Here is a 16368-nt window from a genome sequence, read left to right as displayed (position 1 = left end):
CGAGCATCCGAGCGGCGTCGCGTCGCGTCGCCCAAGAAGCCGCCGATGACAACCCGCTCGCCACCGGAGCCAGGCGTGCGCAGGCGATGCTCGAGGTACGCCCGCGAAACCAGTGGATGCCAGCAGGCGTGGACGTGGCCCGCTCGAGTGGAGCAGTGGTTGACCAAGAACTGCCCGATCCCGAGCGCGTAGCCGCCGTCTCGAACGACGAAAAGCGCACAAGAGACCCGTGAGGGTCTCTCCGGGCACAATAAGAGGGCGTTGCGAGTGCGCCACCGAAGCCACAGCCCGACCTCGGGGATAGCGATCCATGACAACGCAAATTCGCGTCTTGAGCCCTCCGTGCCCGGAGGGACCCTCACGGGTCGTGCGCGCTGCCCGATCAGCACGTCGAACCCCGCACCCGCTCACCGAGGCGATGTCCATGCAGAGGTCTACATGCTCGACGGTCTGAGGCGCCAGCCTCGCTAGGACTTCGGAAACCAGTGGGTGGTGCGATTGGCGAACCACACCAGCGAGAGCATGACCGGGACCTCGATCAGCACGCCAACCACCGTGGCCAGCGCGGCCCCCGAGGTCAGCCCGAACAGGCTGATCGCCACGGCCACCGCGAGCTCGAAGAAGTTCGAGGTCCCGATCATCGCAGCTGGCGCGGCGACCTCGTAGGGAAGCCGCAGCAGCTTGGCCACGCCGTAGCCAAGCGCGAAGATCGAGTAGCTCTGGATCAGCAGCGGCACGGCGATCAGCGCCACGCGCACGGGCTCGGCCACGATCGTCTGGGCTTGCAGGGCGAACAACAGCACGACCGTGAGCAGCAGTCCCAAGATCGAGGTGGGCTTGAGCTTGCCGGCCAACGCCTGGATCGCCGCCGGGCCGTCGGGGCCCCGCCGTGCCAGCCAGCTTCGCGTGGCCACGCCGGCCGCGAGCGGGATCACCACGAAGATCAGCACCGACGCGAGCAAGGTCCCCCACGGAACCACGAGATCCGTGACACCAAGCAGCAGCCCAGCGATCGGCGCGAACGCGAACACCATGATCAGGTCGTTGATCGAGACCTGGACCAGCGTGTAGTTGGCGTCGCCGCCGCTGAGGTTGCTCCACACGAACACCATCGCGGTGCACGGGGCCACGCCCAGCAAGATCATTCCGGCGATGTACTGCTCGGCGGCGGCTTCGGGGACCAGATCGGCGAACAGCACCCGAAAGCACAGCATGCCGAGCGCGGCCATCGTGAACGGCTTGATCAGCCAGTTGATGCCGATCGTCAGCAGCAGCCCCTTGGGTTGGCGGCCAACCTCGCGCAGGCAGCCAGGCTCGACCTTCAGCATCATCGGGAAGATCATCAGCCAGATCAGCACCGCGACGACGACGTTGACGCGGGCGATCTCGAGGCTGGCGACCAGCTCGGCGGCGGTTGGCGCGAGCAGGCCCAGGCCGATGCCCACGAACATCGCCAAGGCGACCCACAGTGACAGATAGCGCTCGAAGGTGCCCATGAATGGTTCGGGAGTTTATGTCGCGTGCGGGGTGACCTGACCAGACTCATACAGCCAGCGGCCCGCGCGACGCACGAAGCTGCTGCGCTCGCTGAACGAGACGTCCTCGCCGTCGCGGGACAGCTTGGCGAAGAATAGGACCTCGGCGTGGTCCTGGTCGAGGGTCGTGGCCTCGCGGATCTCGAGCTTTTCGAACCGCGTGTGGGCTGAGAACAGGCGGATCTCTGTGGCCCAGATCTCACGGTCCGCGCGCGCGAGCGGGCCCTCGGGATCCGTGGTCGCGATGATGTAGTCGACCGCGCCGACGACGTAGGCCGCGTAGCGCGAGCGCATCAACGCCTCGGCGGTGGTCGCGGGCTGACCTTGGTGCAGGCGCAGGCAGCAGCGCTTGAAGGTCCGACCGCTGCCACACGGGCAGGCGGCGCTGGGGGATCGCGGAGCCATGTTGTCGCTCAGCCCTGCGGGAACGCCACGTTCTTCAAGCCGGCGCCGGTCATGTCGGAGTAGGTGTACGCCCCGTTGAGGCCGTCGTAGGACTGGTACATGTGGGTGTCGGGATCGACACGGTACGCGCTGCTGGCCATGTTGACGACCCACACGTACCCGTAAAAATCGATGCTGACGCCCTTGGTCACGCCCGCGTTTGGCAGCGCGATGAAGTCGAGGATCTCGAGCGTGTTGACGTCGATCGCGGTCACGCCCGAGCCCTGGCCGCCGTAGGTCCCAACCCACACGCGGCCGACGCTGTCGGCCTGCATCCCGAGCCCGGTCACGTTGACGACGTCCCAGGTCTCGCTGTCCGGGGTGAACCGAGCGGTGCCGCCCGCGTAGCCGGCGACCCACGCGTGGCCCTCGCTGTCGAAGGTCATGCCGTAGGGCGACAGCCCGTTTGGCACGGGCCAGGTCGTGATGTCCAAGGTGTCGTTGTCGACGCGGCTGAGCGTGGGTGGGTTGCCGCTGCCGTGGGTCGAGAACCAAAAATTATCGTCGCCATCGACGGCCCCACCGTACGCACCCCACGAGCCCAGAACGACGTTGGGGGCGGGGACCGTGTCCTCGATCTCGCCGGTCTCACCGTTGAGGCGATGGATCTGCATGGAGCCGGGCTGGCCAAGCAGCGCGGTCTGGGTCCACAGTTTTTGGTTGACCCACGTGCAGCTGCCTTGATCGAACACGCCGGCCGTCCACGCGACCGGACGGTTGGCGAGGCTCTGGCCGACGAAGGGCGTGTACCAGCTGCGGCACTCCTCGAGATCCCACGCGATCACGTCGTTCTTGCCCGTCGAGGTCTGGAGGTCGGGCATGCCGTTTTGCTCGGCGCAGTCGTCGGGGCGCGCGAAGAACTTGCTGATGCCACCATCGCGACTTGCCACGGCGACGTCGCCCGAGAGGTTGACCGAGGTCCGCGACGGCCGACCGGCGTGATCGGGGCGCGTGATGTAGCGAGCCTCTTCCTCGAGGGTCTGGGTGTTGATCTTGCTGAGCGTGCCCTCGGAGCTGTTGGCCACCCAGATGTACGAGAACTCGACGTCCTCGCCGCCCATGCCCATGCCCATGCAGCCTTCGGCGGGCTCGTCGGGGATCGGGGCCATGTCGAACTTGACGTTGGGATCGCCGTCACCGTCGCCGCCGGGATCGCCGTCGCCATCACCGGTGTCACCATCACCGTCGCCATCGCCATCGCCAGTGTCGCCGTCGCCGTCGCCGCTTGGCTCGTTGGTGTCGGAGGTCTCGGGGACGGTGGAGCTCTGGGTGTCGGCGTCGCTGGCCGCGTCGTCGCCACAGCCGGCGACCACGAGCGCGCTTGCGATTGCGAGTCGTTCAATCCACATGGAACCCACGTTATCACGGCTGCGGGCGGCCACAGGGCAGCTTGGCGAAGGCCTGATCCGTGCGTTGGTAGAGCGGATCGCAGGTGCCCGGATCCAGCGGCCCATGCCACGCCGGCCCGCCGATCGGCCCGCCGGTCTGGTCCCCATTCTGGTCCCCGCTGGTCTGGTAGTAGGGCGGCAGATGGGGGCGGATGAAGCTGGCCCCGCCGCGCTGATCGATCGCGCCAAACACGACGCGCCCGATCCCGTGCAGCAAGCACGCGCCGAAGCACATCAAGCAGGGCTCGAGGGTGGTGACCACGACCATCTGCGCGGCCTCGGGCCACAGCTCGATCGCGACCCGCGACAGCGCCTGCATCTCTGCGTGGCGACCGGGGTGGTAGGGCGGCCCGGGGACCTCGGACGCGCCCTCGGCGATGATCCGGCCGCGCAGAGCGATCACGGCTCCGACCGGCAGGCCGCCGCGGGCCTCGTTGGCCAGCGCGAGCTCGACGGCGCGGGCGAGCAGCTGTCGATGGTCGTCGCTCACTTCACTTCACTTCACTTCACGATCTCGAGCTTGGCGAGGGGGGGATCCAGCAGCGTCACGCGGTAGCTGTGATCCTCTTCGATCTCGATCAGCCCCGCTGGCTGCCACGGAGCGTCGACCGTCTTGCGCAGCTCGATGCGGTAGCCGCCGGGCCGGATCTTGACGGTCTTGTCGCTGTCGAGGTCGAGCACCCGGCCGCCAAGCTTCACTTCGACGCGCTGGTAGTGCTTGAGGACCAACGTCACGCTCACGCGTGGCCCCGCCCACCGGGTGCCCGCCCCCGAGTTGGCCGAGCTGCCCGAGCCGTCCGCGGAACCCGAGCCCGCGCCGCCTGATCCCCCGCGTCCGTTTGTGCGCGGCTCGATCTCGGGGACCGGCTCGAGGCCGGCGAGCTCCCACTCGTCGCGTTCGACCTCGACGGGACCGGCGAGTGGGTCGACCTCGGGGGTCAGCTCGGCGCCAGCGAACGCGGGCTCGACCGGGGCCTCGGCGACGTCTGGTTTGGCCTTCGCGACCGCGGGTGGCTCGTCGTCGGGCTTGTCGCTGGCGGCGCCCCACCAGCCTGCCGCGTAGCCGATACCAAACAGCGCGAACCCGAAAGCTGCGATCAACAGGGCGCCGATCGCCACCATCGGACCGATCGGTCCGGTCCCCTGGCCCGAGCCAGTGCTCGAGCGCGGATCAGGCGGGGGCAGTCCGGGGGCCAGCAGGTCGTCACTCATGGGGTTCGCGCATGGGATGCTTGGGTTGGCGCCGGCTGTCAACCGCTCGCGCAGCCGCGCCGGTCTGTCCCAAAGATCAATATCACCGCGATCGGGCGGCTCAGCGGACGCGATCCCGAGCTGGCGGCGAAGAACTGGCGATGAAGACGTCGCATTGGTTGACGGCGGAGGGCCGTCGGGTCTAACCGATAAAGGGGATGGGCATCTACGTGATCGTCGGCGCTAGCTTGCTCGGAGCGGCGTCGTGTCTGTTGATCGCGTGGTCGCTGTGGTCGCGCTCGCGGCCGCGTCGACCCAAGCTGCGGCCGACCGGGGGCTACGCGGCGGTCAACCCTCAGCCGCCCCCGGCCGGCGATGACTACGGGGGTTACGGGGGCGACGGGGACGAGGACGAGCCCAGCACCCAGTTCATCTCAGAGGCAGAGCTGTTCGGATCCGACGCGGGTCCCCAGCGCACGGAGTTCCTGAGCTCGTCGAGCACCTCCTCACCCAAGCGCACGATCTTGCTGGAAGAGCAGCCGCTCGATCCCAGCATGCGGACGGAGTTCTTGTCGGCGGCGGATCTGTTCCCCGAGGCCGAGCCCGAGCCCAGGACTCAGTTCTTGAGCTCCGAGGAGCTGTTCGGCGAAGGCGAGGAGGATGAGGACGACGACGATCAGGAGCTCGCCACGGAATTCCTGACCTCCGAGGAGCTGTTTGGCGCCCACGGTCCCGGCGGCTCGGGGGCGTCGCAGGGGGGCCGGACTGAAGCGACCGTCGTCTTGGCTCCCGGGGCGGAGCTCCCGAGCGCATCGGTGCCCATGCAGCCGCCGACCCCAGCGAGGCAAAGCCCGATCCCGGCTCGAGCCGTCGCGCCCCCGCCCGAGCCCCAGCACATGGATCGCCCGCCCGTGCATCGCATGCCCGTCGCGCCACCGGGCCACGTCGCCGGTCCTCCGCTGTGGAGCCCAGCCGCCCAACCGCCCACGCCGATGGCAACGCCGCGGGCACCCGCACCGCAGCCGCGAGCTCCCGCGCCGGTTCCCGCGCCCGCGCCGATCCCCGCGCCCGCGCCCGCGCCCAAGCAAGTCCCTCCGTCGCGGCTGCCGGCCGGGGTGGGATCGTCGCCCATGCGGGCGCCCGTGCGGCCCACGCCCGCGCGCCCGGTCACACCGAGCGCAGCGCAGCCCGTCGCACCAGCGCCGTCGCGGGGCTACGTTGGCTTTGTCGGCGCGCCGCTCGATGACGACGACGACGACGACGACGACGACTTCGACAGCGACGACCCCGAGACCGAGATGGTCCATCAGGCCGAGCTGCTGCGCTTGATGACCCCGTTTCAACCCAAGCCACCCGGGAAGTCTTAGGACCCACAGCCAGCGCTCGAGCACGGAGCGTCGACACGCGTGGCCTTCGGGCGCTAACATGTGCCGCCGCCCCGCGGGGCCGTCGTCATGCCGGACTTGGAGGGAGAGGTTGCGGAGCTCTACTCCGCGTACGTGAGCGAGCTTGGCGCGGCGCTCGACGAGCTCGAGCCGTGGTGGGAGCGGCTCATCGCCACGCTTGGGCGCAAGGCGATCAAGCTGCGCTGGCCGGCCGGCGTGGCCTCGCACCCGCGCGTGCTGGCGATCTACCGCGACTATCACCGCCGGTTCTCAGCGCTGGGCCCGGCGCCACGCGGGGGATCGACCCCGCGATTTGACGACGACGCCGCGTGGGGCAGCGAGGCCGAGGGCGCGCCGGACCAGCTGATCCCGCCCGCACCCGAGCGGCTGTTGATCGAGCGGCTCTCGATCGAGGCGCCCAAGCTCCACGCCAAGCTCGCGTACCTGGTGATGTCGCCGATCGGCGTGAGCCCCGAGCCGCGGCCGAGCATGCGGACCCTGCAGATCGTCGAAGCGGACACCCACCGGCCCCAAGCCTTCGACTTCGAGCTGCGCCACGGGACCCAGCGCGGGCTCGAGCGCCTGCTTGGCGCCGGCTTTGATCTGCGCGCGGGTGGGTTCAAGCCCGTCGCGCTCGAGCACGCCAGCGAGTTTCACCGGCTCGCGTACAACTCGTACCTGCGCGCGCTCGGGCGGGCCTTGGCGCAGGTCGAGCGGTGGTGGGCCCGGGTTGTCGACGAACACCTGCAGCGCGGGGCGGACTCCGCCGCTCGAGCGCTCGAGCGCGCCTTCGCGGATCACTTGTTCGGGCCGGTGGGGCATCCGCAGGTGATCGGGGTGATCCAGGCCTACTGGGCGCTGTGCCACGAGATCAACGCGGCGCTGACCGAGATCGATCGCCACGTCGCCCCGGAGCAGATGTTGCTGGGCTGGCTGCGAGACGAGCGGCACCAGACCTGGGTCGACGTGCTCACGGCGATGCCCTACTGGCCGGTCGGGCTCGACCGCGCTGGGAGGTGGAGCTAGGTGTCGACGATCTCCAGGCTGGACAACCGCACGCCCTTCGAGGCGACGCACCTGCTGACGCCGGACGGGCAGGGCGGCGAGGCGGTGCTGTTGGTGGTCAAGGCCACGTTCGAGATCGGCGCGGACGGCCGCCCGCAGCTGGTGCCCGACCCGGCGCCGATCCGCCTGTGCGATGAGTTCATCGGGGATCCCAGCCTGGGCAGCCCGCTCGCCGACACCGATCTGGCGCTGTTCAAGCCCCGCGTTGACGTGGTGGTGGTGGGCGCCCAGGCCCACGCGCCGCGTGGGCGCCCGATCGACAAGCTGTTCGTCGAGCTCCACGTGGGTCACCCAGACGGGGTCCAGAGCAGCGAGGCGGCCCACGACGCGGGCCAGGCCCAGCTGATCAAGAGCTTGTTGGTCACCGGTGATCGGGTCTGGGTCGACGATCAGCCCGGGGAACCGCTGCCCTTCGTGTCGATGCCGCTGGGCTGGGAGCGGGCCTACGGCGGCACGGTGCGCGGGCGTGACGGCGAGCTCGATCTCGATCAGCGCAATCCCCTTGGCATCGGCTGGGCGGGGGCGCGCTCGGGTGATCCTGCGGTGCTCAGCGAGCTGCCCAACGTTGAAGATCCTGCGTCGACCATGGTGCGGCGGCAGACCGCCTGTGTACCGGCGGGGTTTGGGGTGGTCTCGCGGGCGTGGCTGCCCCGGCGGGCGCTGGCGGGGACCTTTGACATTGGCTGGCAGCGGCGGCGCTGGCCGTTGCTGCCGCACGATCACGATCCCGCCTGCAATCAGTCGGTCGCGGCGGATCAGCAGCTCGAGCGCTTCGTCGGCGGCGAGCCCGTCCGGCTGGTCAACCTCACGCCCGAGGGCGAGTGGCTGTTTCGGCTGCCGCACCTGGACGTGCCGATCCACGCGATCAGGGCGATCAGGGCGAGCAGGGCGATCAGGGCGGGGCAGCTCGAGCGGGTGGGCCTGCGCGTCGACACGATCGAGATCGATCCCGAGCGGCGGCGGTTGAGCTTGACGGGGCGGGTCGCGCTGCCGGTCGCGCGCTCGACCCCGCCGATCGAGGAGCTGGTGATCGGCCACGTGCCGCCGGGGTGGCTGCGCGCCCGGGCCAGCGGCAAGTGCTATGTGCAGCTGCGCGGCGCGGATCAGGTCCCGGTCGGGCGGCCGTATTTCTACTGAGTGATGGCGGTGCGTGATGGTGATCGACTCGACCATGCAGATCCTTGGCTACGGAGCGGTGACCGCCGTTGGCCTCACCGCGCCGCAGACCTGCGCGGCGATCCGAGCGGGCATCAAGCGCTTCGCGCCGATCGAAGCGCCGATCCTCGATGACGAAGAAGCGCAGATCGGCGCGCGGGTGTCCGCGGATCCCCGCCTGCGCGCGGACCCGGGCGAGTGGCTACTCAACCTCGCTGGGCGGGCGTTGCTCGAGTGCGTGGGCAAGCCGGCCGCGGGCGCCGAGCCTGCACTGCTGTGGTTGGTGCCCGAGCCCGAGCGCGCGCACCCGCTGAGCGCGGGCGTCAGCGACAGCGAGCTGCTGCGGCGGCTCGAGGCGCTGGTCGGGGTTCGGTTTGCGCCCTGCTCCCGAGTGCTGCGCAGCGGGGCCGCGGGCTGCGTCGAGGCGCTGGGGATCGCGCGGGAGCTGCTGGAGACCCAGGCGATCGCGGGCGAGGTTGGGTGCGTGATCGGGGGCGCGGACTCGCTGCTGCGCAAGGTCGACTTGCAGGCGCTGGCCCAGGGTGATCGCTTGCTTGGCCCAAAGCAATCGCAGGGGTTGGTGCCCGGCGAGGGGGCGGCGTTCGTTTGGGTGGGGCGCGCGGTCCGAACACCGCAGTCCGACCTGCCGGCCGAGGAAACAGTAGCCGCGCCCGAGGGTGTGTGTGTCCGCGGCATCGGCCTGGGGTACGAGCGCGCGACGGTGCGCGGGACCGCGTACTCCGTGGGTGAGGCGTTCACCTCGGCGCTCACGACCGCGTCGCAGGACGCCGACATCCCCGAGTCCGAGATTGCGTTCATTGCTGGGAATTTCAACGGCGAGCGCTACGACGCCTGGGAGCACACGCATGCGCTGCTGCGTGGGTACAGGACCCCGCGCGAGCGGCTGCCGGTGGTCTGGCCTTCGGCCTCGGTCGGTGAGATCGGCGTCGCGGCAGGGGTGTTGGCGCTGGTCGTCGCGGCGGCGGCGATCGAAGGGGACTACGCGGCAGGGGACACGGCGGCGGTGCAAGTGCGCTCGGACGGGGAGCTGCGCGGGGTCGTGATCGTGCGCTAGCAAGCGGTGGATTCGTCGACAGCATCCTCGTTGCCGTCGGAGCCAGTTCGTACGTGGCGGCCTGTTCGACATGGCCCGAGGCAGGAGTCCGACCCGCGCGGGGCGCTAGAGGGAGAGTACGACTGATGCCCCTACTACTGACTGACTGGGAGAGGTCACTATGGGAGACCATGGTTTCGGCGTTTGAGAACGGGGAGAACGCCACTCTCTACGAGCTGTGCCAGGATTTCTTGGCTCGCCGGCCCGGCAACGTCCCTGCGCTTGCACTCATGATGCATTCGCTGTCATCTATGTTTCGCTTCGACGAATGCGAGCAACTCATTCGAGAGAATCGGCCGATATGGGAAGATGCGAATGACCGGCGTGTCTGGCACCGAGCGACGGGCGCGTACCTCACCCGCTGTGGACGTCACGCTGAGGCGGAACAGGCGCTCCGTGAGGCTAGTGCCGCACACCCTAAGTTCGTTCCGGGTTATGCACGGCACTGAGGCCCAATGGCAGTGTCGCAGCTCCTAGCAGTACGCCCGGTACAGCGTCGTCGCCGCTCCTCGCCCTTGGGCCTCAGCTCCGCACCTAACCCGGAACGAACGCAGGGTGTGCGGCACTGGCGCGCTGTATGTCCGCCCACCGGGAGATCTCGTTCTGGACATTGTGGAGTTGATGATCTCTCGAGGTGAGCTGTGCTCGGCACTGCAGGAGATCGACGAGATCTTGGCCGATGTTGAACAGGTTGACCTGGACGAGGACGAGCAACACGAGCTACTCGAGCGACGCGCGTTTGTGTTGCGAAGTCTTGGGCAATTGCGATAGGCGCGACAGGCAGCCCCCCGACGGAGACCACCGCTCCCCGGGCAACGCGAGCTGCGACGATGATGGGTGGAGGGGCAATCGGTCAGTTGGTCGTCCCCACCCCCGTCCCCACCGCCCGGCTCCTGTCGGCGATGAACATCCAGTCCAGCGTGTCCGACAGGTTCATCGGCCGACCATCCCACTTGGGCGTTGTCGTGCTGGCGTCGATGTGCAGATCCGCCTCACGCAAGAACCGCTCGAGCGCCTCTAACTCTTGGTCACTCCCGACGCGCGGGGGCGCGGCCAATATTGTGTGACCGCGCTGATCGATGAACATGATCTTGTCAGCTCGAACCTCCACGGACAGCCCGCCCTCGTGAATCATGCGATGGTGACCCGGGCAGACGAGCACTAGATTTGCCAAGCGGGTTGGCCCGCCTTCTGCCCACGCTTGAATGTGGTGACCATGCAGATGCCGCTTTCGACCGCAGCCCGGCACCCGGCACCCGCCGTCACGCAGCCACAGCGCGCGCGTGATCGCGGAGGGGATCGAACGCGTGCTGCGACCGACGTCGAGCAGCTCCCCGTCCGCACCGGTCACGACATCGACCCGGGCGCTGTCGCACGCGAGCATGCGCGCCACGTGCAGCGGGACCGGCGTGCCATCACGCAAGAACCCACCGACCCCACCGGGACCGTGCTCGAGTTGGTCCTCAGATGTGATGACGACCAGCTCATAGCCGGAGCTGAGCGTGCGGGGGCTGTGCTGTAGATAGGCCCGCGCGATATTGACGATCGCGTCGGCCTGCTGTTGCTGCAGCTCCTCGCCGTAGGTGGCGGCCAGGGGATCTGCAGGCATGCCCGCGGAAGCCTGTGCGTGGGTCGGCTCAGTGGAGGCTTCCGCGGAAGCCTGTGCGCTGGGCGCCTGAAGGGTTGGCGACGGTGCCACGGAGACCTCCGCGGAAGCCTCTGCCTCGCCGGTAGACATGGCTGATTGCATGGCCTCCCAGACCACAGCAGCCTCCTCCGGGGTCAACTGCATCTCGATGCGAACCATGCCTCCAAGGGTCTCGGCTCGCCGGACGAAGCGGCGCTGGTCTCGCGGCAGCTCGCCAGGGATCTCTGCTTGTACGCGGCAGCGCTTGTAGGCCCGGGTCAGCAGTTCGATCTGCGACGCGGTCGCGTGGACCGCAGCGTCAATGAACTCTTGCTCGTTCTCGGGCGTGGCGACGCGGGTTATCGCCCGGACCTTTGAATAGCTGAGCTCACCCCGGCTAAACAACGCATCAACCGCTGTCAATGTGCCGAGCGCCCGCGCAACCCGGACCTTTTCGCGTGCCGCCTTTAGCCCAATGCCGATCCGCCAGCTGAGCCAGTGCGCACACGAGAGAAACCCCGTGCCGCCCCACGCTTCGTGGGCATCGAAGACCCGAAGCCGCGTGATGAGGGCATGCTCGGCGACGTCGATTCGTGCAGCAAATGTAGCGATCTCATCGCCGATCGCCTGGAGCTGTTCCTGGTTCAACGAATCGTGCAATGTCGCGGCATCGGACATTCGTCTATTGTACGTATCCCGATGTTCAGGTCAGGCGCCAATGTGGCTCTTCAGGCTTTTGAGTGGAGTCAGGCCAGGTCTGGCAGTAAATCGAGTCCGCCGTGGTGGAAGAGGATCGCCCGTCGAGAGCGCTCGCGGAGGCTTCCGCTGAAGCCTGGGCGTTGGGCGCGGCAGCGCTCGTAGGTCGGCCCGCGGGCGGGCTGATCTAGCGAAGGCCTCCGCGGAAGCCTGTTCACTTCGGAGGAGCTGGCCGCCGCTTGGCTTCGCTGCTCCGGGCATGCGCCTCGAAGCAATCACGCATGTTCAACAGAAGATCGTGACGACGAATCGGCTTGGCGAGCTCGACGCGGTGCACACCGGGTCGCTCGACTCCAGGCGTTTCCCCATACCCAGTGAGCAGGATGACCGGGACATCGAGTCCTTCCGCGACGAGAGCATCGGCGAGGCCGTGGCCGTCGAGTCGCGGCATGTTCACGTCGGTGATCACCATGTCAATGGAGTCGGCGTGCTGCTTTGCGACGTCGAGGGCCGCGAGGCCGTCGATCGCTTCGAGGACGACGTAGCCGGAAGCTCGCAGCACCTGTGACAGCACCCGGCGGACCATGGCGTCGTCGTCGCAGAGCAGCACGGTCTCCGCACCTATTGTGCGGTCGAGAGGTTGCAGCGTTCCCTTCTGCTGCGACTGTTGTGTGCAGCCGGGGAACCACAGCGTGAACGTCGTGCCTCGACCGAGCTCGCTCTCCACTGTTGTGCGCCCGCCGAGGTCCTCGACGATTCTGTAGATGGTGGCGAGCCCCAGCCCGGTGCCCTGTCCGGGGTCCTTGGTGGTGAAGAACGGCTCGAAGACCTTGCTCATGGTCTCCGGGGACATGCCGCAGCCCGTGTCGGAGACGAGCAGCTGCACCCACGGCGCGCCCTGATCTTCGGCATCGGCCACGCGCGTCTCGATGGTGATGCGACCGGACTCCGCCACGGCGTCCTTGGCGTTCACGACCAGGTTGAGCAGGATCTGCTCGATATCAGTTGGGATGCACTCGATCGCAGAGATCGCCGGGTCGCAGCGGATCTCGAGCTCCACCGAGCTCCCCACGAGGTGCTGGAAGACGTGACGGAGCTCCTCGATCTCCTCGTTCAAGTTGACGGTTCGCGGGCTCTCATCGTTCTTGCGGGCGAACGCCAGCAGACGCTCCACGTGCTCCGCGGCACGCTCCGCGGCGCGGCCGATCGGCCGCAAGTACTCCATGGCGGGGCCGTCGGAGTCCAGGTGATCGGCGAGCAGCTCCGAGTTACCCGTGATGACCATGAGCAGATTGTTGAAGTCATGGGCGACCCGGGCGGCCAGCGTGCCTACCGAATGCATCCGCTGCGCCCTCTGCAGATGCTGGCTCTCCTGCCGCCTGCGATCCGTAATGTCACACACGACGCCCACGACACGCTCGAGGTGCCCGTGGTCGTCGTGGATCGGCGTTCCACGCTCCGAGACCCAGCGCAGGCCGCGAGCCGGTGAGGTGACTCGGTACTCGACATCGAAAGCGGCGCCCGCGAGGCCGGCTTCGAGGCTGGCCTTGGCGAGGTGGCGGTCCTCGGGGTGAACGAGCTCGAGCCAGGCGGAGCGGTCTTTGTGACTGTCGCCGACGTGTTGAAAGATTCGCTGGTACGCGCTGCCCACGAAGCTGAATTCGTGGGTCTTCGCGTCGTGGACCCAGGCGTAGGCCTCGACGCTGTTCGGGCGCGCGGCCCCGACTTGGGCTTGAAGTGAATTGAAGGAGGCTTGCAGCACCTCCGTGCGCAGCAGGGCCTCGGCGCCCATGAGCGCGTCCCCTCGGGACGCGGTCAGAACCAGCCGCCGCAACGACGAGAGACCCGTGACGAGCTGCGTGTGGAGGACGCTCGGATGACCCATCACGTTCGGCTGACTCGAGTACTGGGCGTCAATCCAGGTCGCGATCTCGATCTGCTCCGAGAGGAGCTGCTCGACGTCGTGCTCGTGGGTCAGGCCTGGGAAGCTCTCCGTCCAGAAGTGTGCGACCCGGACGAAGGACAGCAGCTCGACGAGGCTGCAGTAGTCATGCGGCGACAGAGCGTGCCGAAGGGCTTCGTTCGGAAACACAGCGTGTGCCGAGTGCAGGAACACAGCGACGCAGCAGCCAAAGATCGCGTCCTCGAGATCGCTATTTGGCGCGGGCCACGACATCGGACGGCCCGGAACGCTCAACAGGCGCTCGGAGTGCCGGACGATCTCCGCGCTGCTCGGCGGCTCGCGCTTTAGCAACTCGAGCACGTCGGGACCGGACATGGGCGGGCACGCGGGGTCACCCGAGACGTAGCCGCGACCCATGAGAAACGCCGCGTGCCGCGTGAGGCAGTAACGCACCCCACAGAACCTGGAGAGGTAGACGAACAGGCGCTCCTTGAAGAGCGCGGGCAGGGGGTTGTCGAGGTAGGCCCCCTGGGCGTGCAACCACAGGTGGCGGGAGACGGTCTCGTTGGCCCGCGCGAGCCCGAAGAACGACGGGCAGACACCCATGCGCCTGGTGATCTCTTCGCTGAGGCGTGCGTCCATCTCGGTTGTGGTACGGCTCGTGCGAGCCCTGCTGCCAACATGGAATGCTTCCAGACCGACGTCGACGGAGCGGGGGGCGCCCGCTATTGAAATGCAGTCGAGGAGCGACGCCTGGCCGCAAGCGGCCGCCGATCTGTGAAATGCGTGCAGCCAGCTGGTGAAGACGCGCGCACGGCGGAGCGAGGGGCCGCGCGGGTTGCGTCGCGGACATCCGTGCTTTGGGACGCTTCACTCGGCCTGCCGCGCGTAGCTCGAGCCGTCGCTGATCGGTGTGACCACGCTGATCGGTGCGCCTGCGAGCCGACCGATCGCCGCGATGAGCTCCTGCACCGGGACGCCCGCGGCGCGTTCGCGGGGCGTATCGAGCCAGACGATCACGACCGGCGTTGGCGCGCGGCCGGCCCACGCCTGCACCAGCAACTCGAGCTCGAGCCCGTACCAATCGTCAGTCCCAAGCACTTCATGCAACCACGCCGCGAACGCCCACGCCGATGGATGCGAGCTGTCCGGCGGATACACATGCACGCTGACCTCCGGTGTCGCGGGTGCACAGACCACCCGCTTGGGACTCACGGAGACGACATGCGGCTGCCAGCAATCGCCAAATGCGGTAGCGAACGCGGCCCCGCATACACAGCGCAGGTTGGGCCCGTCGAGTCCGTCGGGCCCGCAGCAGCCGGTGCTACCGCCGAGCACGGCCGTTGGGAGGTCGCCGCTGCAGCACAGGATCTCGTTGGCCGCGATCTCGAACTCGGCGAAGCCCGCCCGCGCCCGCCACATGCAACCGCGTGGGAGCATGTCGCGGCCCTTGACGACCTGAACCGGATCCGCGTCGATCTCGATCTCTGTCAGCGCGACCGAGAGATCGGCGCGACAAGCCCGACAGACGAGGGTCCACGCGCGGCTCACTGTCCGCACAGTGTACCGTGTGAACCATCGTGCGAGCGCCCCGACCCAAGCGTTGAATGGGGGCGGATGCCATACGACCATTCAGCCATGCGACTGGTACGTTCGTCTTTGGTCCTGGTAGCGCTCACGACTCTCTGCGCCGGGTGTAGTCACCGCTCCGCGCGGGCGCGAACCTACGAGGTCGAGGTGGCACACCCGAGCGCTCCGTTCGAACCGGGGAGGGGATACGAAGACGGGTCGGGCATGACCGAGGATGACTGCACTGTGTGGCACACCACCTACCGCTGGACGGATCTGAACCGAGACGGTGAGCCGACGCGACCGGAGCGGCTGGACGTGTCGACCCGCTGCATCGCAGGCGCGTCTGCGATCCCGCGACCGAGCTCGAAGCAGGCCGAGAACACGGTCAAGGTCGAGGTCGAGAGTCCGCCCGAGGAAGTCGGTCGCGCCCTCGAAAACTTCAGGATGGACGGCGAGGGACCCAACGTTGCGTTTTACCGAGGGCGAGACGGCGAGCGCGCCGAACTGACGAACGTTGAGAAGATCCAGTTCTACGACAACGTCGTCATCATTCGTCTTCGGGACGGCACGGGTCGCCTCGTGCCCGTCTCCGACTTTCTTGGTGTCGCTTGGTGACGCGCCCGCGGCCGAGGTCGGCTATCATTGGCCATGCGCCGACTTGGACTGCTTGGGTGGGTTTGTGTTGCGGGGCTCGCTTGCTATGGCGGCACCCCAACCCGTGAGAGTGTGGGCACGGGCGCCGACGGGATGCCCGAGACCAGCGGCGGCGATGGTGACGGTGACGGTGATCCCAGCGGCGACGGCGATCCCAGCGGCGACGGCGACGGTGATCCTGACGGCGACGGTGACGGTGATCCCGGCGGCGACGGCGACGGTGATCCCGGCGGCGACGGCGACGGCGACAGCGGCAATCCCTACGAAGCCGAGGCCACCTACTGCGTCGAGGTCATCAACGGCTACCGGGCGACGCTCAACCTGCCGCCGCTGCAGCGCTGGACGGACGCCGAGGTCTGCTCGGACGGCGAAGCGCAGAGCGACGCGATGACCAACACGCCGCACGGCGCGTTTGGGATGTGCGGCGAGTCAGCCCAAAACGAGTGCCCCGGCTGGCCTGGCCCGGTCACCCAGCTGCTCGACGGCTGCCTCGCGCAGATGTGGGCCGAGGGCCCGGGCGAGCCGTTCTCCGAGCATGGGCACTACATCAACATGAGCAACCCGAACTACACCCGGGTCGCTTGCGGGTTTTTCCAGACCGCGCAGGGCGACTACTGGGCTGTGCAGAATTTCAACTGA

At 68.1% G+C, this 16368-nt stretch carries 15 protein-coding genes; 7 read left to right on the top strand and 8 right to left on the bottom strand.

The features are described 5' to 3' along the window. Window positions 1–467: 467 nt before the first annotated feature. From arsB to DB30_RS02975, 5 genes are read right to left on the bottom strand one after another with little or no spacing between them, the layout of a single operon-like run. Window positions 468–1496 (bottom strand): ACR3 family arsenite efflux transporter, encoded by a 1029-nt coding sequence (gene arsB, locus DB30_RS02995; RefSeq protein ID WP_052546447.1) that lies wholly within the window; start codon window positions 1494–1496, stop codon window positions 468–470. A gap of 15 nt (window positions 1497–1511) precedes the next feature. After that, complete coding sequence (locus DB30_RS02990; RefSeq protein WP_052546446.1) at window positions 1512–1940, bottom strand: YchJ family protein; 429 nt, start codon at window positions 1938–1940, stop codon at window positions 1512–1514. Between the two features lie 8 nt (window positions 1941–1948). Then, window positions 1949–3328, bottom strand: coding sequence for a Vgb family protein (locus DB30_RS02985; RefSeq protein ID WP_146657920.1), 1380 nt, complete (start codon window positions 3326–3328; stop codon window positions 1949–1951). A gap of 13 nt (window positions 3329–3341) precedes the next feature. After that, a complete protein-coding gene (locus DB30_RS02980; RefSeq protein WP_052546444.1) occupies window positions 3342–3857 on the bottom strand; it encodes a nucleoside deaminase in 516 nt (171 codons plus the stop codon). Between the two features lie 11 nt (window positions 3858–3868). Then, complete coding sequence (locus DB30_RS02975) at window positions 3869–4579, bottom strand: hypothetical protein (protein ID WP_052546443.1); 711 nt, start codon at window positions 4577–4579, stop codon at window positions 3869–3871. A 197-nt stretch (window positions 4580–4776) separates the two neighbouring features. Here DB30_RS02975 and DB30_RS02970 point away from each other — a divergent pair, with 197 nt between their 5' ends. From DB30_RS02970 to DB30_RS02950, 5 genes are all read left to right on the top strand, one after another. Next, the gene (locus DB30_RS02970) at window positions 4777–5925 is read left to right on the top strand and encodes a hypothetical protein (RefSeq protein ID WP_052546442.1); all 1149 of its coding nucleotides are present in this window, start codon (window positions 4777–4779) and stop codon (window positions 5923–5925) included. An 87-nt stretch (window positions 5926–6012) separates the two neighbouring features. Then, the gene (locus DB30_RS02965; protein ID WP_146657919.1) at window positions 6013–6969 is read left to right on the top strand and encodes a hypothetical protein; all 957 of its coding nucleotides are present in this window, start codon (window positions 6013–6015) and stop codon (window positions 6967–6969) included. Further along, the gene (locus DB30_RS02960) at window positions 6970–8145 is read left to right on the top strand and encodes a DUF2169 family type VI secretion system accessory protein (protein WP_052546440.1); all 1176 of its coding nucleotides are present in this window, start codon (window positions 6970–6972) and stop codon (window positions 8143–8145) included. Window positions 8146–8161: 16 nt separating this feature from the next. Next, entirely contained in the window at window positions 8162–9238 is a 1077-nt protein-coding gene (locus DB30_RS02955) for a hypothetical protein (RefSeq protein ID WP_052546439.1), read from the top strand. A 660-nt stretch (window positions 9239–9898) separates the two neighbouring features. Next, window positions 9899–10048 carry a hypothetical protein gene (locus DB30_RS02950; protein ID WP_153258199.1) on the top strand — a complete coding sequence of 50 codons (150 nt, stop codon included), beginning with the start codon at window positions 9899–9901 and terminating at the stop codon, window positions 10046–10048. An 82-nt stretch (window positions 10049–10130) separates the two neighbouring features. On the opposite strand, the gene DB30_RS02945 is transcribed toward DB30_RS02950, so the two are convergent. The 3 genes from DB30_RS02945 to DB30_RS02935 form a co-directional block, all read right to left on the bottom strand. Next, the gene (locus DB30_RS02945; protein ID WP_052546438.1) at window positions 10131–11582 is read right to left on the bottom strand and encodes an HNH endonuclease signature motif containing protein; all 1452 of its coding nucleotides are present in this window, start codon (window positions 11580–11582) and stop codon (window positions 10131–10133) included. Window positions 11583–11814: 232 nt separating this feature from the next. Then, window positions 11815–14145 (bottom strand): hybrid sensor histidine kinase/response regulator, encoded by a 2331-nt coding sequence (locus tag DB30_RS02940; protein WP_052546437.1) that lies wholly within the window; start codon window positions 14143–14145, stop codon window positions 11815–11817. A gap of 228 nt (window positions 14146–14373) precedes the next feature. After that, entirely contained in the window at window positions 14374–15054 is a 681-nt protein-coding gene (locus tag DB30_RS02935) for a hypothetical protein (RefSeq protein ID WP_052546436.1), read from the bottom strand. A gap of 243 nt (window positions 15055–15297) precedes the next feature. Between DB30_RS02935 and DB30_RS02930 the strand changes: the two genes are divergently transcribed. Together DB30_RS02930 and DB30_RS02925 are read left to right on the top strand one after the other, a co-directional pair. Continuing rightward, window positions 15298–15690: a hypothetical protein gene (locus DB30_RS02930; protein ID WP_052546435.1), complete on the top strand. Its 393-nt coding sequence runs from the start codon at window positions 15298–15300 to the stop codon at window positions 15688–15690. Between the two features lie 33 nt (window positions 15691–15723). Then, a complete protein-coding gene (locus DB30_RS02925; protein WP_146657918.1) occupies window positions 15724–16368 on the top strand; it encodes a CAP domain-containing protein in 645 nt (214 codons plus the stop codon).

It is taken from the genome of Enhygromyxa salina (genome assembly GCF_000737335.2).
Taxonomy (GTDB): Bacteria; Myxococcota_A; Polyangia; order Nannocystales; family Nannocystaceae; genus Plesiocystis; species Plesiocystis salina_C.
This window is presented reverse-complemented; position numbering and strand designations above follow the sequence as displayed.